General features: G+C 37.2%; 30 protein-coding genes. 9 read left to right on the forward strand and 21 right to left on the reverse strand.

What is annotated here, in order from left to right:
- Positions 1-51 precede the first annotated feature (51 nt).
- Positions 52-237 (forward strand): YlaF family protein, encoded by a 186-nt coding sequence (locus GX497_11955; protein ID HHY73903.1) that lies wholly within the window; start codon positions 52-54, stop codon positions 235-237.
- Between the two features lie 86 nt (positions 238-323).
- Here GX497_11955 and GX497_11960 read toward each other — a convergent pair whose 3' ends face one another.
- Positions 324-1127 (reverse strand): inositol monophosphatase family protein, encoded by an 804-nt coding sequence (locus GX497_11960; GenBank protein HHY73904.1) that lies wholly within the window; start codon positions 1125-1127, stop codon positions 324-326.
- A 123-nt stretch (positions 1128-1250) separates the two neighbouring features.
- On the reverse strand, positions 1251-1439 hold the full coding sequence (locus GX497_11965) for a hypothetical protein (GenBank protein HHY73905.1): 189 nt from the start codon (positions 1437-1439) through the stop codon (positions 1251-1253).
- Between the two features lie 239 nt (positions 1440-1678).
- On the opposite strand from GX497_11965, the gene GX497_11970 reads away from it, so the two are divergent.
- The gene (locus GX497_11970) at positions 1679-1897 is read left to right on the forward strand and encodes a hypothetical protein (protein ID HHY73906.1); all 219 of its coding nucleotides are present in this window, start codon (positions 1679-1681) and stop codon (positions 1895-1897) included.
- Positions 1898-1953: 56 nt separating this feature from the next.
- Here the strand turns inward: GX497_11970 and GX497_11975 are convergent, their stop codons facing one another.
- Genes GX497_11975 through GX497_11985 form a run of 3 tightly spaced genes read right to left on the reverse strand, consistent with a single transcriptional unit; the run spans position 1954 to position 3895 of the window.
- On the reverse strand, positions 1954-2574 hold the full coding sequence (locus GX497_11975) for a DUF1054 domain-containing protein (GenBank protein ID HHY73907.1): 621 nt from the start codon (positions 2572-2574) through the stop codon (positions 1954-1956).
- A gap of 58 nt (positions 2575-2632) precedes the next feature.
- Positions 2633-2905 carry a UPF0223 family protein gene (locus GX497_11980; GenBank protein ID HHY73908.1) on the reverse strand — a complete coding sequence of 91 codons (273 nt, stop codon included), beginning with the start codon at positions 2903-2905 and terminating at the stop codon, positions 2633-2635.
- A gap of 30 nt (positions 2906-2935) precedes the next feature.
- A complete protein-coding gene (locus tag GX497_11985; GenBank protein ID HHY73909.1) occupies positions 2936-3895 on the reverse strand; it encodes a nitronate monooxygenase in 960 nt (319 codons plus the stop codon).
- A 225-nt stretch (positions 3896-4120) separates the two neighbouring features.
- Here GX497_11985 and GX497_11990 point away from each other — a divergent pair, with 225 nt between their 5' ends.
- Positions 4121-5593, forward strand: a complete 1473-nt coding sequence (locus tag GX497_11990) for an aminotransferase class I/II-fold pyridoxal phosphate-dependent enzyme (GenBank protein HHY73910.1) — start codon at positions 4121-4123, stop codon at positions 5591-5593.
- Between the two features lie 56 nt (positions 5594-5649).
- Here GX497_11990 and GX497_11995 read toward each other — a convergent pair whose 3' ends face one another.
- Positions 5650-5769 carry a GapA-binding peptide SR1P gene (locus tag GX497_11995; GenBank protein ID HHY73911.1) on the reverse strand — a complete coding sequence of 40 codons (120 nt, stop codon included), beginning with the start codon at positions 5767-5769 and terminating at the stop codon, positions 5650-5652.
- Between the two features lie 260 nt (positions 5770-6029).
- Between GX497_11995 and GX497_12000 the strand changes: the two genes are divergently transcribed.
- Positions 6030-6464: a DUF1885 family protein gene (locus tag GX497_12000; protein ID HHY73912.1), complete on the forward strand. Its 435-nt coding sequence runs from the start codon at positions 6030-6032 to the stop codon at positions 6462-6464.
- A gap of 64 nt (positions 6465-6528) precedes the next feature.
- Here the strand turns inward: GX497_12000 and GX497_12005 are convergent, their stop codons facing one another.
- Positions 6529-7608 carry a M23 family metallopeptidase gene (locus GX497_12005; GenBank protein HHY73913.1) on the reverse strand — a complete coding sequence of 360 codons (1080 nt, stop codon included), beginning with the start codon at positions 7606-7608 and terminating at the stop codon, positions 6529-6531.
- 106 nt (positions 7609-7714) lie between these two features.
- On the reverse strand, positions 7715-8554 hold the full coding sequence (locus GX497_12010; protein ID HHY73914.1) for a polysaccharide deacetylase family protein: 840 nt from the start codon (positions 8552-8554) through the stop codon (positions 7715-7717).
- Positions 8555-8779: 225 nt separating this feature from the next.
- Here GX497_12010 and GX497_12015 point away from each other — a divergent pair, with 225 nt between their 5' ends.
- Positions 8780-9178: a small peptidoglycan-associated lipoprotein gene (locus GX497_12015; GenBank protein HHY73915.1), complete on the forward strand. Its 399-nt coding sequence runs from the start codon at positions 8780-8782 to the stop codon at positions 9176-9178.
- 89 nt (positions 9179-9267) lie between these two features.
- Here the strand turns inward: GX497_12015 and lpdA are convergent, their stop codons facing one another.
- The 5 genes from lpdA to GX497_12040 form a co-directional block, all read right to left on the reverse strand.
- Positions 9268-10680 (reverse strand): dihydrolipoyl dehydrogenase, encoded by a 1413-nt coding sequence (lpdA, locus tag GX497_12020; GenBank protein ID HHY73916.1) that lies wholly within the window; start codon positions 10678-10680, stop codon positions 9268-9270.
- 3 nt (positions 10681-10683) lie between these two features.
- Entirely contained in the window at positions 10684-11949 is a 1266-nt protein-coding gene (locus tag GX497_12025; protein ID HHY73917.1) for a 2-oxo acid dehydrogenase subunit E2, read from the reverse strand.
- A gap of 99 nt (positions 11950-12048) precedes the next feature.
- Positions 12049-13026 carry an alpha-ketoacid dehydrogenase subunit beta gene (locus GX497_12030; protein HHY73918.1) on the reverse strand — a complete coding sequence of 326 codons (978 nt, stop codon included), beginning with the start codon at positions 13024-13026 and terminating at the stop codon, positions 12049-12051.
- 3 nt (positions 13027-13029) lie between these two features.
- Positions 13030-14118 (reverse strand): pyruvate dehydrogenase (acetyl-transferring) E1 component subunit alpha, encoded by a 1089-nt coding sequence (gene pdhA, locus GX497_12035; GenBank protein HHY73919.1) that lies wholly within the window; start codon positions 14116-14118, stop codon positions 13030-13032.
- Between the two features lie 179 nt (positions 14119-14297).
- Complete coding sequence (locus tag GX497_12040) at positions 14298-14984, reverse strand: hypothetical protein (GenBank protein HHY73920.1); 687 nt, start codon at positions 14982-14984, stop codon at positions 14298-14300.
- Between the two features lie 192 nt (positions 14985-15176).
- Between GX497_12040 and GX497_12045 the strand changes: the two genes are divergently transcribed.
- The 3 genes from GX497_12045 to GX497_12055 all read left to right on the forward strand — a co-directional run bounded on the left by GX497_12045 (position 15177) and on the right by GX497_12055 (position 17989).
- Positions 15177-15728 carry a peptide deformylase gene (locus GX497_12045; GenBank protein ID HHY73921.1) on the forward strand — a complete coding sequence of 184 codons (552 nt, stop codon included), beginning with the start codon at positions 15177-15179 and terminating at the stop codon, positions 15726-15728.
- A gap of 381 nt (positions 15729-16109) precedes the next feature.
- A complete protein-coding gene (locus GX497_12050; GenBank protein HHY73922.1) occupies positions 16110-16319 on the forward strand; it encodes a DNA-dependent RNA polymerase auxiliary subunit epsilon family protein in 210 nt (69 codons plus the stop codon).
- 2 nt (positions 16320-16321) lie between these two features.
- Complete coding sequence (locus GX497_12055; protein ID HHY73923.1) at positions 16322-17989, forward strand: ribonuclease J; 1668 nt, start codon at positions 16322-16324, stop codon at positions 17987-17989.
- 53 nt (positions 17990-18042) lie between these two features.
- On the opposite strand, the gene GX497_12060 is transcribed toward GX497_12055, so the two are convergent.
- The 6 genes from GX497_12060 to GX497_12085 all read right to left on the reverse strand — a co-directional run bounded on the left by GX497_12060 (position 18043) and on the right by GX497_12085 (position 22131).
- Entirely contained in the window at positions 18043-18708 is a 666-nt protein-coding gene (locus GX497_12060; GenBank protein ID HHY73924.1) for a TrkA family potassium uptake protein, read from the reverse strand.
- Positions 18709-18825: 117 nt separating this feature from the next.
- Positions 18826-19266: a TlpA family protein disulfide reductase gene (locus tag GX497_12065; GenBank protein HHY73925.1), complete on the reverse strand. Its 441-nt coding sequence runs from the start codon at positions 19264-19266 to the stop codon at positions 18826-18828.
- Between the two features lie 128 nt (positions 19267-19394).
- A complete protein-coding gene (locus tag GX497_12070; protein HHY73926.1) occupies positions 19395-19640 on the reverse strand; it encodes a YkuS family protein in 246 nt (81 codons plus the stop codon).
- Positions 19641-19714: 74 nt separating this feature from the next.
- A complete protein-coding gene (locus GX497_12075; protein HHY73927.1) occupies positions 19715-21151 on the reverse strand; it encodes an MFS transporter in 1437 nt (478 codons plus the stop codon).
- Positions 21152-21239: 88 nt separating this feature from the next.
- Positions 21240-21680 carry a CBS domain-containing protein gene (locus GX497_12080; GenBank protein ID HHY73928.1) on the reverse strand — a complete coding sequence of 147 codons (441 nt, stop codon included), beginning with the start codon at positions 21678-21680 and terminating at the stop codon, positions 21240-21242.
- Positions 21681-21885: 205 nt separating this feature from the next.
- Entirely contained in the window at positions 21886-22131 is a 246-nt protein-coding gene (locus GX497_12085) for a YkuJ family protein (GenBank protein ID HHY73929.1), read from the reverse strand.
- 136 nt (positions 22132-22267) lie between these two features.
- Here GX497_12085 and GX497_12090 point away from each other — a divergent pair, with 136 nt between their 5' ends.
- Positions 22268-23239, forward strand: a complete 972-nt coding sequence (locus GX497_12090; GenBank protein ID HHY73930.1) for an MBL fold metallo-hydrolase — start codon at positions 22268-22270, stop codon at positions 23237-23239.
- A 30-nt stretch (positions 23240-23269) separates the two neighbouring features.
- Here the strand turns inward: GX497_12090 and GX497_12095 are convergent, their stop codons facing one another.
- Both GX497_12095 and GX497_12100 read right to left on the reverse strand, forming a co-directional pair.
- Entirely contained in the window at positions 23270-23764 is a 495-nt protein-coding gene (locus GX497_12095; protein ID HHY73931.1) for a DUF3993 domain-containing protein, read from the reverse strand.
- A gap of 47 nt (positions 23765-23811) precedes the next feature.
- Entirely contained in the window at positions 23812-23955 is a 144-nt protein-coding gene (locus GX497_12100; protein HHY73932.1) for a hypothetical protein, read from the reverse strand.
- Between the last annotated feature and the right edge of the window lie 164 nt (positions 23956-24119).

Raw genomic sequence — 24119 nt, forward strand, 5'->3', positions numbered from 1 at the left:
AACACAATCAAATCAAAATGGAATAAATGAATTATTGGGAGTTGACAAAAAGTGAAAAAAATCAACTTTTTATTTTTAGGATTAGCCATTGCGACTACACTTTCTTTAGCATCTATTGGTATAGCGATTGCCGAAGAAAGTATACTTGGAATTATCCTAGCTATCGTTGCAACCGTGCTAATTACAGGTTTTAGTTTTATGTTGAAAAAAAGAATGCGTGAAGCAAACAAGTTGTAAAACCAATTCAATAGAAAACACCGTTTTCGCCCTTAATTAAATTCCATCAACTGTTGATTGCAATAACCAGTTGATGGAATAAAACTTTATTTAGATTTAGCAAAAAAATTATTTAAAATATATTCATGTAAGCCTGGCTTTGCAACAAATACTGGTGTTTGCCGAGCCAACATGTCCAAAGGACCTCCTTTCACCGAGCTAACTTTACCCCCAACCTCTTCAACGATAATTTTGCCAGCAGCAAAATCCCATGGAGATAATCGCAGTGATAAGTACCCATCTAATTTCCCGGCAGCTACATAGGCCATTTCAATCGTTGCTGAGCCAAATGAGCGTGTCCCTCGTACATTTTTAATTAAAGCAGGAATAATCTTCGCGTCAATTCGTTCTTTTTCAAAGCCCCATGCTGCATTAATTCCAAATACCGCTTGTCCGATATCGATGGATTGTAGCATTGGCAGCTTTTCATCATTTAAATAAGCACCTTCCCCTTTTATAGCATAAAAAAGGTCATCAGCTGCTACATCATAAATAAACCCGATAATCCCGACGCCATTATGGTAAACTCCTACCGAAATAGCAAAATGGCGTTGCATATGTACAAAATTCATCGTTCCATCAATTGGGTCAATAATCCAAACCGTACCGTTCATTGATGATACATCATCACCCTGTCCTTCCTCACCTAAAATACGATGTGAAGGATATTTTTCATGAATTTTATTAATAAAAAATTGCTCGATTTGTTTATCCATATTTGTGACAAGATCCGACGCATTTGTTTTAAATTTTATCGTTAATTCATCTTTAAATGATGAACGAATTTGTTCCCCGCCATCTAAAACAAGATTTTTCGCGAAAGTAAAAACATTTTTCCAGTCATTTTGCAAAACAATATCCTCCTCTAAAGCTCTCTTTCAATTCATTATAATGTAAAATTACCATTATGTATAATTTCTCACAAAAATACCGCGCATAAAAGAACGAACCACCAAGGGTTCGCCAATTTCTGTTTATGCTTTTAACCGAAGCATTTCTTGTCGAAATTGCTCTAAGATTAATTTTGACTTTTTAATCTGCGCTTCATCCTGTGCTAACATTGCATCGAATAATGTTGCCAATTCATAATCAATCTCGAGTCTAAGCACAGGTAGTCTTTTTTCCGCTTCATTTCGTTTTATTACTTTTACAACTTGCTTCACCGTGCAAACACCCCTTTTCCTTAAAATCAGCCAATTTCATAACTCCGGAATCATCTTGTTCTTCTAAATCTTTGTATATACTATGAACATTAACAATAATTTGGAACAAAATTGATTTATTAACCTATACTTTTCCATCAAAAAAAGTTTCAAACTTTACTTTTTTTAAAAAATAATAAAGTCTAAATCTGGCAAGTTTTGGCCATAATATGGATAAAAAATCGGAGGAGAAGGTTAGTATGAAAAAAATTTTCCCATTAAACGACAACTCATGCACAATCATCTATGTAACGGATACAACCCCAATTAAAAATATCCCTCACGGTGCAAAAATCCCGGATGGAATCACCATTGAAAATCGTAATGAAAAGATTGTCTATGATATTAGCGGCCTCTATTTGGTAGATTATACGTTAGGTGATGCATGGAGTGAAGGCAGTGTAGTTGTAGCAAAATAGGATTCCGTCAGCCATGAGCGTATTCTCTCAACCTTGGAGTGAAAATACTGAAACGTTTAGGCTGTCATGGAGACTCTATATATTGAAAGTAACGTTTTAAAAGTACCTTTCACAACATTTATGAATTCCTCACCATTTTGTAATAATGGATCATTTGCTGCGAAATGCCTTCCAATTAAAAATTCCCCTTTCTTCGTGTCACGGAAACGAGTCAAGCCTTTCTGCATTTCTTCACTATTTCCAACCGGGAATGCCGCTTTTTGTGTATGATCCAAAGAAATGACAAAGTCAGCTGGAATTGTTTTTAATAAATTGCTATTATTAAGCAAAGCCTCTCCAATTGCCGCTTTATTTGGCAGTTCATAAATAAAAGCAAGCCAAATAAAAACATGGTCATCAAATAAACCTACTTGAAAATGGGGATGCTTTTTATACCCACGCTTATTTGCAGCGATTGCTAACCATGTATCTTTAGGCGGATTAACCGTCCGGCGCGCGTGTTTTGCAATATGTAAATACATTTCATTTCCTACTAACATCGATAATTCGTCAACAAGGATTGGTCCGATTTCCTTGAATTTCGGCTGAATTAACGCGCGGATTAATTCCATTCGCTCTTCTAGCCCACTAACTGTAAATACATCAAAATCTTTTTGTAAAAAACCATTAAAATTCACGTTTATTTCACTCCTAAAAAAAACAAAGAGTACCTTACACCTCTTTGTCTATCATGTTTTACATTTTTATCTTTTGTCCTTCATTTGTTTCCCTTGCTTTCTTTACTGTATGATAGCAAGAATAACCTGTTGCTTTATCAAATTGCCCACATATTTGTTTTTCCTCACCTTTACTTGGAACAATCTCTTTAAAGCGTCGATACGATACCAACAGTTTTTCACGACTGATTCCTTTTTCGTAGGCATCCTCCACACATTGAAAAAAGTAAATCACATCAATCACTTCTTGTTTGTTCCAATCAGGTGATATGGGGTAACTAAAATTTTGCAATATAAGCACCACTCTTTAAAGTTATCCTATTTATTCTGCCCATTTTTTCCTAAGTGATTCCGCTTCTGCAATCATTCTTGCAAACAACTCTTGAACGGTTGGAACATCTTTAATTAGTCCCATAACTTGGCCTGCCCAGCCAAACCCTTCTTTTTCATTGCCCTCATAAATATAGCGCTTATTAGCCTCACCGCTTATGTAGTTCTTAAGATGCTCATAATCGCCGAATTCTTTTTCCAACTCAAGAATTTTCGTTGTAAACTCGCTAGAAATTGCTCTCGCAGGTGCACCAATCGAGCGCTTAATGACTACTGTGTCATTCTCTGTTCCTTCAATCAGTTTATTTTTGTAATGATCGTGGGCATGAACGCATTCTTTTGTCGCGATAAATCTTGTTCCCATTTCGATTCCTTCTGCTCCTAAAGCAAGCGCGGCCATCAAGCCGCGGCCATCACCGATTCCTCCAGATGCAATAACAGGAATGGAAACAGCATCGACAACTTGCGGAATTAATACCATTGTTCCCGTATCCCCTCTGCCAAGATGGCCTCCGCCTTCTTGACCAACGACCATGACAGCATCAGCACCTAATTCCTCCGCTTTTTCTGCTTGACGTCTAGCCGCAACGAGAACAAGCTTCTTAATATCCACACCTTTTAACATTTCGAAGATTGGGGCTGGATTCCCGCCTGTTAACGTAATAACAGGAACTTTCTCATCAACAGCAACCTGAATCATATGCTCATACGGCCTGCCATGGTTGCCAAAGGCAAAATTCACCCCGAAAGGTTTATCAGTTTTTTCTCGCACTTTTCGAATCTCTTCCTTGAGAGCTTCCGGCGTTTCTAATGACATAGCTGTTATTTGCCCTAAACCACCAGCATTTGATACAGCTGCTGCTAAATCAGAATAAGCTAAATAAGCAAGTCCCCCTTGAATAATTGGATATTGAATACGTAGCAATTCAGTAACTCTTGTCTCCCACTTCATGATTATACGTGCCCCCCTATTCCGTATTTCTCCTAGTAACTTTTAGTACATATTTTAAATAGTTCTACATAATATTACAAATTCCTTTTGGAAAATTGATATTTCTACACATTTACAAAAATAGGATAAGGAATGAAGTCGAATTTTCTTGAAAAATTTTATACTTCTGTTAAAATTGATTTGTTTTATGTAATGTTGTAATTTGAACGTATTGAGGTGTCTAATTTGAATCAAAATAAAACTCCCCTTTTTACAGGGTTATTAGAACATACTAAAAAAAATCCATTTCAATTCCATATCCCCGGGCATAAAAAGGGGACAGGTGTTGATCCAGAATTTAAAGATTTCATTGGCGATAATGCGTTTTCGATTGACTTGATAAATATAGGTCCATTAGATGATTTGCATCACCCGCATGGCATCATCCAAGAAGCACAAGAATTAGCGGCAGAAGCCTTTGGCGCTGATTATACCTTTTTCTCTATACAAGGGACAAGTGGTGCCATCATGACAATGATCATGTCTGTTTGCGGACCTGGTGATAAAATTATTATACCTAGAAACGTCCATAAATCAATTATGTCCGCAATCATTTTCTCAGGTGCTACCCCTATTTTTATTCATCCTGAGATTGATAAAAACCTCGGGATTTCCCATGGTATCACAACAGATGCGGTCAAACGAGCATTAAAGAAACACCCTGATGCCAAAGGGGTATTAGTCATCAATCCAACATATTTCGGAATTGCCGCAAACTTAAAAGAAATTGTTGATATTGCTCATTCCTATAATATCCCTGTTCTTGTCGATGAAGCCCATGGTGTTCATATCCATTTTCATGATGAACTACCGATGTCGGCAATGCAAGCTGGGGCAGATATGGCAGCAACAAGCGTTCATAAACTTGGCGGCTCCATGACCCAAAGTTCCATTTTAAATATAAAAGAAGGTCTTGTGTCTGCGAAACATGTTCAAACAATCATAAGCATGTTAACAACGACATCTACTTCTTATTTATTATTAGCATCATTAGATTGCGCTCGTAGACAGCTCGCTATTAAAGGAAAAGAACTCGCCGATAAAGCGATTCGCCTTGCTGAGTCAGCACGAAAACAAATTAACGAAATCCCTAATCTTTATTGTGTTGGCAAAGAAATTCTTGGTACAAAAGCAACATTTGATTACGACCCAACAAAGCTAATTATTTCCGTAAAGGATCTAGGCATGACAGGTCATGAAGTTGAAGTTTGGCTTCGCGAAAACTTTACGATTGAAGTTGAACTTTCTGACCTATATAACATCCTTTGTATTATTACACCAGGGGATTCAGAAGAAGAAATTGGGATTTTAGTTCATGCCCTTAACGAGTTGTCAATAAGTCGTAGTGAATTAAGAGCAGCTACTAAGACAGTGGAAGTCCACGTCCCAAATATCCCGCTATTAGCACTTTCACCAAGAGATGCTTTTTATTCAAAGACAGAAGTCGTTCCTTTTGAAGAGTCAATTGGGCGAATTATTGCAGAATTTGTAATGGTTTACCCACCAGGGATTCCAATATTAATTCCAGGGGAAATTATTTCAAAAGAAAATTTAGATTATATAAGAGAGAATTTGGAAGTGGGTCTGCCTGTTCAAGGACCTGAAGACCCAGAGCTTAAATCAATTCGTGTTATAAAAGAATATCGTGCGATTAAATAAAAGAAGAGTGTGGCCATTGTGCCACACTCCGATTATTTTAATCAATTAACAGATCGTTATTTCTCTTGCTTTTCATGCTTACAGCAATCACAGTTTTTGGCATAAAGCGTTGTCACTTTTTCATCTTCAAAGTGCTCAATGGTGTTCTCACATTGCTGACATACGATCGTGCCCATGATTTTTCATCTCCTTTTGATTGGAAACGCTTTAATTAAGCTTATATTTAAATGATAATGCGCTATACTATTGATGTCAATCATGATTTTGAGTATAACATATTTGCGTATTTTTCTTATAAAATTCATCCGTATACAGTTAGGAAATACAGTCGGGGGCCCCAATTCTTCTTCTGTGCTTTTCTTAGTTGTAAACAGACTTTAAAAAATGCTATGATATTATTCGGAGTTAAAGTATACGGTTTAGAGGGGGATTTTATATGTCGAAATCAGCATACATAAAACTTGTACCAGCTTCCAATAAGCAAGAAGTAACTTTAAATGATTTAAAAGATTATTTAGAGTATTATCAGGAAATTACAAGTAAAACTGGCGAACAGCTTCATTGGGATTATGAAAACTCAGCTTTTCCATACGAAATAAAAGAACGCGAAGATTCAAATAATGAGTGGTTTTATTTAAAATCGAAAGCCGATCGCTATAATTACATTCTTTTAGGGGTAGGCTCTGAAGAAGTTAAAGAAGATGATGGCACTGCAAGAAAGCAAAATTATATTCAAATCACCCTACCTGACACAGCTTTATATGGTGATAAAAATAAAGCTGTTGAATTCGCGAAATTTTTAGGTAAAAAATTAAATGGTGAACTCCATCTTTTCAATGATAGAATCATGTATTTTTATGATAAAAAATAATTAAATTGGATGAAAATAAGGCTATCAAAAAGAAGGCGAACGGCTAGCCCTTTTTGATAGCCTTTTAACTTGCAAAAACAACTTTTAATACTTTTACAATTTCCTTCTCTGTTAACCCTTTCCAAAATAATTCCCCTCGATATAATAGGTCTAAATGGAGGTGCAATTCGGTATCATCGCCTTTCACATCACCGCTTGTCCCAGAATTGCCGACATAACCGATTAAAGTATGAGCATTGACAACATCCCCTACTTGTAAATCAGCAGATATTCGGTCTAAGTGGGCGAATCGTGCCTGAAGCCCATTGTCGTACTGCACCCAAACTTGCCGTCCACGTAACCGATCCAAAATATAAACTGGAGTAACCCCTGCATCGGCTGCAACCTCCAAGTCACGATTCCGTTCCTCTCTTGACGAGTAACGATTGTATTCATGGTCAGCCCGAACGACAACCCCTTTTGCCATCGCGAAAATTTCAGTATTTCTGTTGATTGGTACACCTGTTGAAAACCCATACCAATCCATGCCTTCATGAACCCCATTTCGATATGCTCTTTTTGCACCTGGCAAATGTGATGGGATTGTATCAACTTGCGCTTTCTTTATCGGACTCTCAAGGATACTCATAATCTCTATTACATTTTCGAAACTGCCTAAATGTGAAAGTGCTTCCACTTCATTGTTTCCCTTATCACTATGCTTTATCATCTTGTCACTATTGATAAACGCTTGTTCATTTGTTGCTTTTACATGTAGTCGTAAAAATTTGTTTAAAAACTGAGCAGATAACCAAGCTTGGTCATCAATAATTTTAAAATCATTTCCGTTTCCAGGTAAAAATAAACCATCCTTTTGGACAACGGGAACCCCTTCAATTAAATAAAATTGGTGGTCACTGCTATGTAACAATAATGTTTTATTTGTTTTATCAAACTTCGCTTCCCCTTCAATCAACTGTTGCAGTGATTGGACAGAGATAAGCACGTCATTTTCAACTCTTTTAAACGGTGCTTCCACCCAAACGTCATTCTCCATCTTTTCCTTTGTTTCTTTTGCTTCTTCATTATTTTCCTTATGGAGAAAGTTTCCTTGACACCCGAACACAAACACTAAACAAACAAAGCTTAGGAGCAGTTGTTTCAATTAACCCACACCCCCATTATTTTCGCAATTTGATAACCTCCTTCATTGTTTCCTGTTTTATTGAAATTATACAAAAAGAGGCCATTTCAGCCTCTTTCTTCACATCTTATTGCAAAGTTTCAATTAATTGTGGATCGGCGATTGTGTAACCTTTGTTTTGTAGACCTGTAACAATATCTTTTAGCGCATCCCGCGTCCACTCGCGATCATGCATTAATAAATTCGCACCATTATGAAGAAGATTTGTGTTCACCATAATGTCCGTTAATGCTTCTTTAGACATATACTCTTTCATAAAATCATAGCCATATGTCCAATTCATTAATACCATTTTTTCATCAAGAGCAAGCTGTCGGCTATAATCCGTATTCGCACCAAAAGGGGCACGGAAAAATTTCGGCCTTTCACCAATAATCTCCTCTACTACGTTGTTAAGTCCAACGATTTCTTTATATTGCTCTTCATTTGATAATTTTTTTAAATTTTCATGGGTCATCGTATGGTTGCCAATCAGAAAACCCATGTCATGAATTTCTTTTAACACTGCTTTTTGCTCATCCGTCACTAAGAAATGTCCATTCACAAAGAAAATGGCATTCACTTTTAATGCTTGTAATGTTTTGGCCATTTCCAAAGCATATTTATCTGGAGCATCATCAATCGTTAACAACACAATATTGTCAGATGACTCATGAAGCGGTTCGATATTGAAATTAGCTGAATGTATTTTATAAAGTGGTACTTGACTAGAACTTTCCATTTGTTTATCTTCAGCAAAACCCTCTTCTTTACTGTCCGTTCTATTGTTATCCTGTTGTTTACTAGACCGTGTGGCTTCCAACTGTACGTTCCCCGTTTCTTTTTGTTGCCCTTGACTTTCAACATGTGAACAAGCAGCAACCATAAATAAAAGAACGACTATAAAAAAACAAGCTCTCCATTTCATTTTTGATGTCCCCCATATACAAAAGATGATATCCTTTCCATTATAGAGTAAATTTATTTAAACATCACCAAAAATACAGGAAATGTTTCACAACTATATCTAGTATTGTTAATTTTTCATTTATGTAACAAATAGATGACAATACTTCCACTTTTTAAAATGAATGATAAAATATGACATAGGCACACATACATAATTTCTCTTTCAGAAAGAAGTGAGCAACATATGAAAAAGAAACTAAAATCGATCTTTTTATCCATCTTATTATTAACTGCCTTATCGGCCTGTAATACGGTCGATAGCAACGCGATCTCAAAAATTAATTTGGAAGGCGAAGGCTATCATTTACTGTTTTTTTCTGACGAAGAAAAAATTAAGTTAGAAAATAACTATTATGATGTCTTGCTAGAGCTTAGACTAAAGTTCCCAGATGAAATGGCAGATGTCATTCTTGTTCAATCAACAAACAAGAATGAAAAGATTAAAAAGTTCGATGTCAGTGTCTATCCGACTTTAATTGTCATCAAAGATGGGGAAGAAAAGACACGAATTGAAGGCAAGAAAAGTAAGAGAGAAATTATGAATCATCTTATGGATGCCATGGAAAAACAAAAAACGGAATAAATTACTTTTCTGTTTGCCAAAAAGGCTGTTTTAAAAGTATTTGTATATAGTACTTCTGAAACAGCCGCTTCTTTTTTATTTTAGCTTCATTATTTAACAATATGAATTGGGCTTCCAATGGCTACTTCAGCGGCTTCCATTGTAATTTCCCCAAGCGTTGGATGGGCATGGATTGTTAAAGCGATATCTTCCGCTGTCATTCCTGCCTCAATGGCTAGGCCAAGCTCTGCGATCATATCTGAAGCATTAGAACCAACAATTTGCGCCCCAATAATTAAACCGTCCTCTTTTCGGGTAACAAGCTTCATAAATCCATCTGCTTCGTTGAGAGCTAATGCCCGCCCGTTAGCCGCAAAGGGAAATTTCGCAGTAACTACTTCAATATGTGCATCCTTCGCTTCTTTTTCAAAATAACCAACAGACGCACATTCTGGGTCTGAAAATACAACAGCTGGTATGGCAATGTAATCGATTTCGGAAGGCTGACCAGAAATCACTTCTGCAGCAATCTTTCCTTCATAGGAAGCTTTATGGGCAAGCTGCGGCCCTTCAACGATATCGCCAATTGCATAAATATTCGGAATCGACGTTCGGCATTGCTTATTGATTTTTAGTAGCCCTCGTTCTGTCATCTCCATTCCTAAATCTTCAAGTCCAAAATCGGCTGTGTTAGGCTTTCTGCCAACTGTTACAAGCAAATAATCGCCTTCAACTGTCCTTGCCTCACCATTTGCTTCAAAGGTCACTTTTACACTAGTTTCCGTTTCTTCCACCCCTTTGGCTAGGGCCTTCGTAAAAATTTCTACATTCCCTTTTTTCTTTAACCTTTTTTTGACAACGGCACTCATTTGTTTTTCAAAACCGTTTAGAATTTCTTCCGTACCTTCTATAATGGTAATTTCGCTGCCAAAATTTGCATAAGCTGTACCAAGCTCAATTCCGATTACACCACCACCAATTATAATCATTTTCCTAGGAATTTCCGTAAGTGCTAAAGCTCCTGTAGAATCAAGAACTCGCTGCGAATATTTAAAAGCAGGTAGTTCAATCGGTGTAGAGCCCGTGGCGATAATTGCGTTTTTAAATTTATACGTTTGCGCTGCCTTCTCAGTCATTACCCGGACAGTGTTGGGATCAACGAAATAAGCCTCGCCATACACTATTTCAACCTTATTTCCTTTTAACAAAGCACCAACACCGCTTGTCAGTTTATTTACAACGCTTGCTTTCCATTCCTGCACTTTCCCAAAATCAACCTTCACATTCTCCGTAGTGATACCTATGTCTTCTGAATGTTTAGCTGTTTCGTAGCGATGACCCGCGGAAATAAGTGCTTTTGAAGGTATACAGCCTACATTTAAACACACTCCCCCAAGATTTGCTTTTTCGATAATCGTCACCTTTTGACCAAGCTGTGCTGCTCGTATTGCCGCTACATATCCTCCAGGCCCAGCTCCTACAACAAGCGTTTCTGTTTCAATCGGAAAATCTCCTACGACCATCCTTTAAGCCTCCATTATTAATAATTGTGGATCATGTAATAATCGTTTCATATGATTTAATGCATTTTGTGCCGTAGCCCCATCAATAATGCGGTGATCAAAGCTTAACGATAAGGCTAGAACTGGTGCTACAACAATTTCACCATCTTGGACAACTGGTTTTTCAGCAATACGACCAATCCCTAAAATAGCAACTTCCGGGTAGTTAATTATAGGAGTAAACCACTGCCCGCCGGCTGAGCCAATATTTGAAATGGTACAAGACCCACCTTTCATTTCCTCTACTGCGAGTTTTCCATCACGAGCTTTTATAGCAAGGTCATTGATTTCTTTTGAAATGGTAAAAATCGATTTTCGATCCGCTTCCTTTACAACAGGGACGAATAACCCTTTTTCCGTATCCGCGGCAATACCGATATTATAATAATGCTTTTGAATAATTTCCTCGCTTTCCTCATCAATAGATGAATTTAATGCAGGATACTCCCGAAGTGCCGATACAAGCGCTTTTACAACATAAGGTAAGTATGTCAGCTTAATGCCTTTTTCCGCGGCGACTGTTTTAAATTTCTTCCGATGGGCAACTATGTCGGTTACATCGACTTCGTCCATCAAGGTAACATGTGGTGCTGTATGTTTTGAATGAACCATTGCCTTGGCAATTGCTTTCCGTATACTACTCATTTTTTCACGAGTTTCACGAGTCTCAGCTTTTATTTCCGCTTCAGCAGCAGTAGCACTTATCGCTGCTCCACCAGTAATAAAGCGATCAATATCTTCCTTCAAAATTCGCCCATTTTCACCTGTGCCAGTTATTTCTCGAATGTTCACGCCTTTTTCACGGGCATATTTCCGCACAGAAGGCATGGCAATCACTTGCTTAGTAGCGGCTGAAAACCCAGTATTATCCTTTGCTGTTTGTGGGCTTTCTTCTTTTTGCACGGTCGGTGCTTGACTTGCAGTGACAGATGCTTCTTCAGTTTTCTCCTCATTAGCTGGTGGTGCTGTTTCCCCTTCCCCACCTCCATGCCCTTCAGCATCAATCGTAACGATTACATCGCCAACGACAGCAACCGTTCCCTCTGAAACCTTTAACTCTAGCACTGTACCTTCAACAGGTGATGGAATCTCAACAACGGCTTTATCATTTTGAACCTCACAAAGAGGATCATCTTCTTTTACTTTGTCACCAGGCTTCACAAACCATTTGACAATTTCGCCTTCATGTATCCCTTCACCGATATCTGGTAGTTTGAATTCAAATGCCACGAATTTTCCCTCCTATTTTTCGGAATTCTTTTTTGTTATGTCTAGCTCCAGCACCCAGCGACTAGTGGACCTCGCTAAACGGTGCTTACGCTTTTCGTATTAGAAATGAAGGACAGCTTTTGCTTTTTCGATAATATCAGTATAATTTGGTAACCATACATCTTCTGCCTGTGAAAATGGAAAGACCGTATCAGGTGCTGTTACGCGTAGTACAGGTGCTTCTAAATGTAAAATCGCCCGTTCGGTAATTTCACTCACAACATTCGCTGCTACACCCGCTTGTTTTTGTGCTTCTTGAACAACGATGGCCCGATTCGTCTTCTTAACCGATTCAATAATAGTATCAATATCGATAGGACTTATTGTTCTTAAATCGATTACTTCCACACTAGCGCCTTCTTTTTCTAATTCTTCAGCTGCTTTTATGGAGGAATGCACCATGGCGCCATATGTTACAATCGTAAGATCTTTTCCTTCGCGCTTCACGGCGGCTTTACCAAGTGGAACGGTATAGGCTTCTTCCGGCACTTCCTCACGAAATGAACGGTAAAGCTTCATATGCTCTAAAAAAATTACGGGGTCATTATCGCGAATCGCTGCTATTAATAAGCCTTTTGCATCATAAGGAGTTGAAGGAATCACTACCTTTAAACCTGGCTGTTGGGCTAGAAGCCCCTCTAAGCTATCTGCATGAAGCTCAGGCGTTTTTACACCGCCACCAAAAGGAGAACGAACTGTTATTGGTGCATTTTTTGTCCCACCGGAGCGATAGCGCATCCGTGCCATCTGACCGTTAAGCGCATCCATTACTTCATACACAAATCCGAAAAATTGAATTTCTGGTACAGGCCGGAATCCTTCAAGCGCTAAGCCGATCGCTAAGCCGCCGATCGCTGACTCAGCAAGTGGGGTGTCAAAAACACGGTCTTCACCAAATTCCTGCTGCAAGTTTTCTGTTGCCCGAAAAACACCGCCATTTACACCGACATCTTCGCCAAATACGAGAACATTAGGGTCATTCCGCAATTCCATCCTCAGTGCATCCGTAATCGCTTGAATCATCGTCATTTGCGCCATGCTTTATTTCGACTCCTTTCTTTCGTACTCTTCTCTTTGCTCTTGTAAATTGTACGGAAGATTTTCGAACATCATATCAATTAAATCCGTTACTTTCTGTTTAGGGGTTTCATCCGTTTTCTTGATTGCTGCTTTAACATCATCTTTTGCCTGTTCAATAACCTGCTCCTCTTCTTCCTTAGACCAAAGTCCTTTATTTTCTAAAAACTTTCTAAAACGGACAAGCGGGTCTTTCTTTTCCCACTCATGAGTCAATTCATCGGCGCGGTAGCGGGTTGGGTCATCCCCTGCCATCGTATGCGGACCATAGCGGTAAGTTAGCGTTTCGATTAAGGTTGGTCCTTCCCCGTTAACGGCACGCTCACGGGCTACCTTGACAGCAGCGTATACAGCAAGAACATCCATACCGTCAACTTGGATTCCTGGTATACCAACGGCAATCGCTTTTTGCGCAATCGTTCTTGATGCCGTTTGCTTTTCTACAGGAGTTGAGATAGCAAAACGGTTGTTTTGAACAACGAAGACAGCGGGAGCTTTAAAAGTGCCTGCAAAATTTAATCCTTCATAAAAATCACCTTGAGAGGAGCCGCCATCACCTGTATAAGTAATTGCGACAGCTTTCTTTCCATGCTTCTTTAATCCTAAGGCTACTCCTGTTGCTTGAATAATTTGAGCACCAATGATGATTTGCGGTGATAATGCATTTACTCCTTCCGGCATTTGATTGCCTACATAATGACCTCTTGAAAATAAAAATGCTTTATATAGCGGCAGTCCATGCCAAATAAGCTGTGGTACATCACGATACCCAGGTAAAATCCAATCTTCTTTTTCTAAAGCAAATTGACTTCCTAGTTGTGAAGCCTCTTGGCCAGCTGTCGGCGCATAAAAGCCTAATCTTCCTTGCCTATTTAAAGAAATAGACCTTTGGTCAAGCACGCGCGTATAAACCATTCGCTTCATCAATTCTTTTAGTTGATTTTCTGCTAAAGCAGGCATCATCTTTTCATTTACGATTTGACCTTCCTCATTCATAATTTGCAAGGTTTGAAACAGATCTTCTGCTTTATTTAAAATTGTTGTATCAATCATTTCCTTCACCTCTTTGTTTCTAATCGAATTCATCCGAAAATCTAAATCCTCATATTCAATCAGATTTATTTTACCCATTGTTACTATTCAGCTATTCCCTAATAATTTCACGATATTCCATAAGTTGAATATGTATACAAAAAAAGCCGACTCTAGTTTCGAGTCAGCCCCTTAAAAAATTATTTTGTTTTTGTTGCTTCAGCATGATCTTGTTTCTCCTCAAAGACAACATTCAACCCAGCTGCAAGATAAAATTCCTTTTTCTTTTTATTATATGTTTCCGTTAATTCATTAAATTTTTCATTTGCTTGAACAACTGAATCATACATCCCATTTATTTTTTTTACTTGCCCTTCTAGCTGATCTAATGTAAGCTCTTCTTTTTGAAACATTTTGTATAATTCACGGTCTAAGCGAATGGCGTCTTGATAATATTCGTAAAGCTGATTATATGCATCATAGCGTTTATTCATAATTTCCATTAATTCTTCAGCATTCCCTTTCAGCTTTTCATCCTTTAAATTGCCGACAACTGCTTCAGTCGACAAAAACGCTTTTTTTGAAGAATCAATACTTTCTTTTTCCTTTTTTATTCTTGATTCACGTTCATCAACAATAGCGATTGCTTCTTCGGATAATACGTTAATTTCCGCAAATTCAGACATCCCAAGCTGAATAATTTTTTCATATAGATCCTGTTCTTTTTTCTCTAATTCAACTAATGGTTGTTGTTGTTCTTCAAACACAGCCTCCAATGAAACAGCCTTTTCTAAATGGCTATATATTTCTTCTTCAAGAGACTTTCCACAGCCTGCTAATATAAAAATGAATCCAATTATAACGATAATATTTTTCCAAAAATACAATATACGCGCCTCCTTATCTCAAAATACTATTATAATTTCAATATTATGGAATGACAACAGTAAACTTCAGCTTTATGATTGTTTTTATTAGTATAATATGCGCTTGTCCATTTAAATAGTCTTTTTTCTAAATGTAAAAAATGTGCTAAACTAACATATATCAAAAAGGGAATTTTTAGAGGAGATGATAAATTGATTACAATGGATGATATTGTCCGTGAAGGACATCCAACACTAAAAATGAAAGCAGAAGAAGTTGTTCTACCTGCTTCAAAGGAAGATAAAGAAACATTACAAAAAATGATTGAGTTTGTCATTAATAGCCAAGACCCCGAGATTTCTGAAAAATACGAGTTGCGGCCCGGCATTGGGCTTGCAGCGCCACAGCTCGGGATTGCTAAAAGAATGATTGCCGTCCATGTTACCGATGAAAATGATGAGCTCTACAGCTACGCATTATTTAATCCGAAAATTGTCAGTCATTCCACACAAAAAAGTTACTTAGCCGGCGGAGAAGGTTGTCTATCCGTTGACCGCGATGTACCAGGCTATGTCCCACGCTATGCAAAAATAACAGTCAAAGCTATTGATTTAGAGGGGAAGGAAATAAAAATACGATTAAAAGGATTGCCTTCGATTGTCTTTCAACACGAAATTGACCATTTAAACGGGATTATGTTTTATGACCACATTAATAAGGAAGATCCCTTCAAGGCACCTGAAGATGCGATTGTAATAGAGTAAATAAAAATTAACAATTTCAAGGTAGCGAATTCGCTACCTTTTTCTAATGAATATCCTTTCCATTAATCGCCATGAAACAAAAAACATCATCTTACACATAATAATATCAATTCAAAAATTAACCGGTATAAAAATTGGCAGAACGGAGATGATTGATTATGTTCAAACGATTAAAAGAAAAAATTAGAGCACATATGAAAGATTTATTACGTCGGAAAACAATTGCTTAAAAAATTTATTTAGACAAATATGGGTATGAGCATCGAAAATTTTATTATATGTAAATTAGAGCTTTAAATAGAAAAAACATGAAAAAGATTTTAATATCCGCTATAATGAACGAAGATAACTATTTGGAAAAGGCAAGGAGAGATTCGTAGCATGGTTTTTAAAGTATTTTATCAAGAATTAAAAACGGAAGTACCTGTTCGTGAACGTACACAAACGCTTTATATTGAAGCTGAATCAGAAAAAGACGTCCGAGCAAAGTTAGCGGAAAGAAATCTTAACGTTGAATATATTCAAAAGCTTGATCAAGCCCATCTAGAATATGAGCAACAATCAGAAAAATTTGTATTGGAGAATGTATAAGTATGAAATTTTTAAAAGAAGAACAAGTTGCAGTATTTGCATTGGGCGGGATGGGTGAAATCGGTAAAAATACGTATGGAATCCAATATAAAGACGAAATTATTGTCATTGATGCCGGCATTAAATTCCCTGAAGACGAGCTTTTAGGAATTGACTATGTAATCCCAGACTATACGTATTTAGTGAAAAATCAAGATAAAATAAAAGGTGTTTTTATTACCCATGGCCATGAGGACCACATTGGTGGAATCCCCTATTTACTTCGACAAATTAATGTACCAATCTATGGCGGCAAACTAGCAAACGGGCTAATTAAAAACAAACTAGAAGAACACGGGCTCTTACGACAGGCAAAATTAGTCGATATTAAAGAAGATGATGTAATTAAATTTAAAAATTTATCGGTGGAATTTTATCGAACTACGCACAGCATTCCTGATGCTTACGGAATTGTTATTAAAACACCGCAAGGCAATATTGTTCATACTGGCGATTTTAAATTTGATTTTACTCCTGTTGGTGAACCAGCAAATTTAACAAAAATGGCTGAAATCGGTAAAGAAGGAGTATTATGTCTCCTCTCTGACAGTACAAACAGTGAAATTCCTGATTTTACAATGTCAGAAAGACGAGTTGGCGAGAGTATTCAAGAAATCTTCAGGAAAGTGGACGGACGGATTATTTTTGCTACCTTTGCTTCGAATATTCATCGCTTGCAGCAAGTTGTCGAAGCGGCTGTCGATAACAATCGCAAAGTTGTCGTATTTGGTAGGAGTATGGAGGCTGCCATCGAAATCGGACTTGATTTAGGCTATATAAAAGCCCCTAAAGATACTTTCATAGATGCAGCTCAAATTAACCGACTACCTAGTAATCAGGTTACGATTCTTTGTACAGGCAGTCAGGGGGAACCAATGGCAGCTCTTTCACGGATTGCTAATGGAACGCACCGACAAATTCAAATCAATCCCGGTGATACGGTTGTATTCTCATCTTCACCGATACCTGGGAATACGATAAGTGTTAGCCGCGTCATCAATAGCCTCTACCGAGCTGGAGCTGAAGTTATTTATGGTCCATTAAGCGACATTCATACGTCTGGCCATGGTGGCCAGCAAGAACAAAAACTGATGCTGCGCTTAATGAAACCAAAGTTTTTCATGCCAATTCACGGCGAGTATCGGATGCTGAAAATGCATACAAAGCTGGCAATCGATTGTGGCGTTTTCCCTGAAAATAATTTTATTATGGATAATGGCGATGTTCTTACCTTAACACATAAGGAAGCATCAATTTCGGGAAAAATACCATCAGGTTCTGTTTATGTTGATGGGAATGGGATTGGCGATATCGGAAATATTGTCTTGCGTGACCGCCGGATTTTATCCGAGGAAGGTTTAGTTATTGTTGTCGTTAGCATTAATATGAAAGAGTTTAAAATCATGGCAGGACCTGATCTTATTTCAAGAGGATTCGTTTATATGAGAGAGTCAAGTGATCTTATTAATGATGCCCAAGCGTTAATTGCAAAGCACCTAGAAAAAATTATGGAACGTAAAACGACGCAATGGTCTGAAATTAAAAACGAAATTACCGATGTATTAGGGCCATTTTTATACGAAAAAACAAAACGTAAGCCAATGATTTTGCCAATTATTATGGAAATATAGAATAAAGGCTGTCTAAAAAAGGGGCCACATAAACCCCTCCATAAGACAGCCTTTTATGCATTATCCACAATGTTTTTTTCAAATCTATCAATATCAATGTCGGCACCAATAACAATTAAAATATCGCCCTCTTTAATTGTTTCTTTTGCCATCGGCGATACAATAATTGAACTGTTTCTTTTTATTGCGACGACGTTGCAGCCATATTTTGCGCGCACGTTTAATTCAATTAATGTTTTTCCATCCATTTTTTTGCTAGCGATTAATTCAACGATGCTATGTTCATCAGATAGTTCTAGATAGTCTAACACATTCGTGGAAATCATATTGTTAGCAATTCTCCTACCCATATCACGCTCCGGGTGAACAATGGCATCCGCCCCTATTTTAGCTAACACTTTTTCATGGTAGTCATTTTGCGCTTTTACCGTAATTTTTTTGACCCCTAGCTCTTTTAAAATCAATGTTGTTAATATACTTGATTGGATATTATCACCAATCGCTACAATCACATGGTCAAAATTGCGTATTCCAAGGCTCTTAAGCACATTTTCATCGGTTGTATCGGCTATAACCGCTTGAGAAACAATATTCGAAAATTCGTGAACTTTATCCTCATCTATGTCAATTGCTAACACTTCCATTCCTTCTTGAGCAAGTGTTCTACAAATGCTGCCACCAAAACGACCGAGTCCAATCACTGCGAATTCCTTTTTCATTATAAATTTCCCCCGTTTTTTGAGTTGCTGTAAGCAATATTGTAACATAATTTAGGCATGAAAATGGAATTTACAAATAAAAAAGCTGTCTTACATGTACAACTTCAACTTAGCACTTTATTTGTCAAGCACGCGATTGATTCGGTTCAGAAGCGTCTTCATCCCGCTTTCTCCCGCTTGGTAATGCCGAAGTAGCCCATTCTTATCAAATACGTAATAAGCGGGCACATATTTGTTGCCAAATCTATCTGTAATTTTATGCTCATTGTCAATCAAGATTGGCTGTGTCATTTTATGTTCATCAGCCACTTTTTTTACTTCCCTCACATCAAAATCTTGTTCAGTACGGGGCATGTGCACTGCTACTACATTTAATTTATCTTTGTATTGATTGCGAAATTGATTGATATTTGGCATTGCTTCTTTACAGGAAGGACAGCTAATTGACCAAAAATGAATAAGTGTTGGCTTACTACCTATTAATTCATCCCATGAAATTTTTCCATTTAACGAAGTCGTTGCACCATCAAATGAAGGCATCGCCTCTCGCAACTTCATAAAAGCTCCCCCCAATGAACTCCCAGTATTACTATATACTTATTTTATTCACTTTAATATATTCCCTATAATAAGAAAAAGGAACCGTGCGGTTCCTTCAGAAATTATGCCAACATAGAGATTGTTTTTTATTGATTCATGCGATTGTCTATTTCTTGACAAACCTCTTCCGCTGTTAATCCACTTGCTTCAATAACAGGGCCTTTTATTACAGTATTTGCAATTCCCATTACATTATTATCAAGCCCTGTTACAACGCAGGCATCACAGCCGTTTGCATCACTCTCGTTTTTTAACGGGACAACCTCATGTCCTTTCTCTTGTAAAGCTTGTTGCACCTGTGTTAAAGACTGTTCCACACCAATTTTTGCCATAACATCATCCACCTCCTTACGTCTTCATTTTTTCCTAAACATGAAAACTTATACAAAAAGGTGAATGCTGTTTTTTACAACGTATGCTCCTCTGTATCAGGCATAAAAAATACAAGAACGAAAGTCATAACGGAAATAAGAAGTACCCCCCAATAAACATTGTGTAATGAAATCGTCAATCCTTCCTGTAGCAATTGTTTTGTAGATTCAACTAAATGGGCACGCTGCGCTTCATTTAGAAGTGAATTGGCGGTTTCGATTGTTACTTCGTCATCAATCCCCTTTTGAACCAAAAACGATTGTAACCTGCTGTTTAATAAGCCTCCTAACAATGCGGCTCCAACAGCGCTCCCTAGTGTTCGCATAAACATGTTTGAAGCGGTGGCAACTCCTCTTAAACTCCAGCCTACTGTACTTTGAATAGACACAATAAACGATGTTGTTGTTAATCCCATTCCTGCTCCAACGAAAAAAGAGCCCAAAGCTGCCCAAATTGGGCCCTTTTCTGGAGAAAGCGTAATGAAGAAAATAGAACCAATTATTATTGCGATACTTCCCGCAACCGTTATTTTGCGATAGCCTACCTTAATAACCATTTTGCCTGCTAATGTTGAGGCAATCGGCCAGCCAATCGACATCGTTGTTAATGTAAAACCGGCAATCATCGGTGACTTCTCCATCACCCCTTGAACAAAAGCAGGCAGAAAACTAGATACACCTATTAAAATCATCCCAGTCGTTAAGGAAGCAAGGTTTGATACCCCGATTGCCTTATACTTCCATATATAAAGAGGCATCATCGGTTCAAGGGCTCTCCGCTCTTGTAAAATAAATAAAAGAAAACCAACTAAGAAAATAGTAAGTAAGCTTGCGACCTGCCATGAGGTCCATTTCCAATGGACACCACCTTCGACAAGCACAAGCATTAAAGCACTAACGGACACAACTAATAAAAAAGAACCTGTGTAATCGATTGATGGTTTCTTTTTTTCAATATTTTCATGCAGAAAAAATACAACACCAATAATCGCTAAAATACCAAGCGGAATATTCATCCAAAAGACGTAGACCCAGCTTACATATTTCACAAAAATACCACCTAATACTGGCCCTAAAACAGCGGAAATGCCCCAAACGCTAGATAAATACCCTTGAATAGAGGCCCGTTCCTCTTTCGTATAAATATCCCCAACAATTGTCGTTGCGATTGGCATGACCGCACCGGCCCCTATTCCTTGTATAAATCTAAAGATTATGAGCCACTTCATAGTATGAGCCAATCCACATAAAATTGAGCCAATTAAAAAAATGCTGACACCGATAACAAACACTGGCTTTCTTCCAAAAAGGTCAGAAATTTTTCCATAAATAAGAACGGTGGCCACCTGCATTAATAAATAGGCGGAAAAAACCCAGCTATATAAAGAAAACCCACCTAACTCAGAAACAATACTTGGCATTGCCGTTGAAACAATCGTTGCCTCAACCGCTGACATAAACATAGCTAGCATCACTGCTGCTAAAACAAATGGCCTTTTTGTAACCCGTTGGCTCAAAACGCACACTTCCTTCCAAACCGTAAGAAAAACATACAATTAGTTATGATGATTGTTGTATATTTTTTGTAAACAATTTGATAATGGATCTTCGTGTAAGAATCCCAATGAATACACCATCATCATCCTCAATACATACAAAAGGATGATTAATTGTTAAACCTAATGCTCTCATAAAATCATGATTCACTTTAAGAGTTGGAATATTAGAATTCATCACATCTGCGACCTTTAGCTGTGATAACTTTTCCATTTCAAACGACTCTATACCAAGAACAGTATCCATTATCATTGTTATACTTATCAACCCTTTTAACCTGTAAGAGTGATCTAAAACTGGTACGGCTGAATAACCTGATTTGGTTAACAATAATAAAGCATGTTCAAGCGGATTATCAATTTGAACATGTGCTACTTTGTCTGAACTGACCATTAATTCTTCAATATTCGCATTGAGGATTATTTCTTTTTGAAAACTAAACATTTCATTCCCCATCCCTTCTGTAGCATTTCCTAAGTCTATAATAGGACTACTATTATGTAAACGCTTTCCCCCTTCATCATTATTGTAACATTAGTAAAGAAAATATTTCATTAAAATTGCACTCAAAAAACATAGTAGCAGATAAAATAAAAGACTACCTCAAAAAATGAGATAGTCTAGTTATGCTCAGTTCGGAAACAACCTTTTAATCATCTGAGGTCATGATGTCAAAAACATCAATCGCAACCATATCAATATTATCAAATTGATATGTTTTCGGTTTTTCACCAGGCTGATATACTTCTAATTCAAACATTTTCGTATGGTCAAAATACTTGACACTACACTTTTTTTCTCCATTCTTTTCAAAAAAACGTTGTTTCGGTTCGACACTTTGATCATCTTCCTGTAGTGTCATCAATCGTTTTAAAATCCCATGAAGTAGTGACATACCACTTCCCCTTTCAGCACATTTTGTTTTAGGATTTGATTCCTAGGTTGTCCATTCTTTACTTTTCTATTTTGACAAAAAACATTAGCCTTTACAATCGAAACTATTATCACTTACAATATTTTTTAAAAGGGGGATGAAAAATTTGAACAAAAATCCAATAAATTTAGGTCATAATATTTCTTTTTTTGATGTTTTCGACCTTGGCTTAGAAAACCGAACAGGTACATATGTCATCCACGATGAAAAATTAACAATCGTCGAAACGAGTGCAAGCCCTTCCATTCCTTATCTTTTAAATGGGCTAAAAAAATTAAAAATAAATCCAGAAGATATTCAATATATCATCGTCACACATATACACTTGGATCATGCTGGTGGCGCAGGTCTTTTACTAAAGGATTGCCCTAATGCCAAAGTCGTTGTCCATCCTAGAGGCCATCGCCATTTAATCGACCCATCACGTTTAATTGCTGGGGCAAGGGCTGTATATGGTGAGGATTTTGATAGACTGTATGATCCAATTTATCCAATTCCAGAGGATCGCTTAATTGTGAAAGAAAATGGAGAAACACTTGAGCTTGAAAAGCGGACACTAACCTTCTATGATTCTCCAGGACATGCGAAGCACCATTTTAGCATCCATGATAGCTTATCAAACGGCATATTTACTGGAGATACAATTGGTGTTTACTACCAAGATATCGAAGAATTTGATTTCTTTTTACCAACGACATCACCAAATCAATTTGACCCAGATGAAATGCTAAACTCTTTAAAAATGATTGAGAATTTAAACGTTTCGCAAATTTATTTCGGCCATTTTGGAATGTACAATAATCCTGAACATGTTTATGCAGAAATAAGAAAATGGCTGCCAGTTTATGTAGAAGCAGGCAAGGCGGTTTTTACAGAGAATAAATCAAAAACGATTGAGGAATTAACGCCATTAATTTCTGAAAAGCTCTTTGGCCAAATAAAAGCATATTTAGATGAAATGAATATTCCGAATAATCATAATGTATATACGATTTTAAAAATTGATACTGATATTTGTGCGATGGGGTTAGCGGATTATTTTATTAGGCAAGAAAAACAAAAAGGGTAAGTAGCAAAAGAGGCTGGCACATCAGCCTCTTTATTGTAAACTTGGCTTTTCTTCACTAATATCGTAATCACTTATTTTCCAGCCGTCCTTTGTTTTTGTCATCATAATCGTTTCATAATGCGGCTTTTCCCATGTAACTGGGCCATCTAACTGGGGTAGAAAATATTCATAAACGATAATTTTATTATGATCGGTCATAATTTTTGTATTCGTATCATATGAATACATTGGGATAAAGAAAGCGAACGAATCCGTACCATAGAGGATCAATCCTTCAGGCTCGATAAAAATATGTTCATCCGTAAAAAGCTTTTGGTAATCCTTTGTGAAATACGGAGCAAGAACAGCACCTACTTCTTTTTCGGTGCGAAACTCATCACCTAAGCTAACCTGAGCTTTTAAAGCATCCTCTAAAAATTGAAATATTTCATTTCTTGACATCGAAATATTTTCTGCTTGAATAAAATGAACTTGTCCGATTAAAAGGAGTAAAAGAAGTGCCCATATTTTGCTATTTACCTTCATGAAACCACCCTTTCAAAAAAAGTGCCCCTACTAATAGGGGGATGAATTTATTCATATCTAAAGTCAGCACCTGTAGTCCCTTTCTGAATATTAATTTCAATTGGAACAACATGTGCCTCCTCCTTGCAAATAGGACAACACATGAAGCTTTGCATAATATTGCAACATTTTTTACATGTATATCTCATCATGAACACATCCTCCAGGTGTTAATTGTATATTGTAAATTTTATCAATCTATAGGCTTTGATAGAATTGTTTTCGTTCGTAAAATACCCCTACGATTAGACAGTTATTTATGCGGTATTTCGCCATGAATATGAAGTAAAAAAACACGAAATTTGCCATTATGGGC

This window comes from Bacillus sp. (in: firmicutes) (assembly GCA_012842745.1).
Lineage (GTDB): Bacteria > Bacillota > Bacilli > Bacillales > Bacillaceae_J > Schinkia.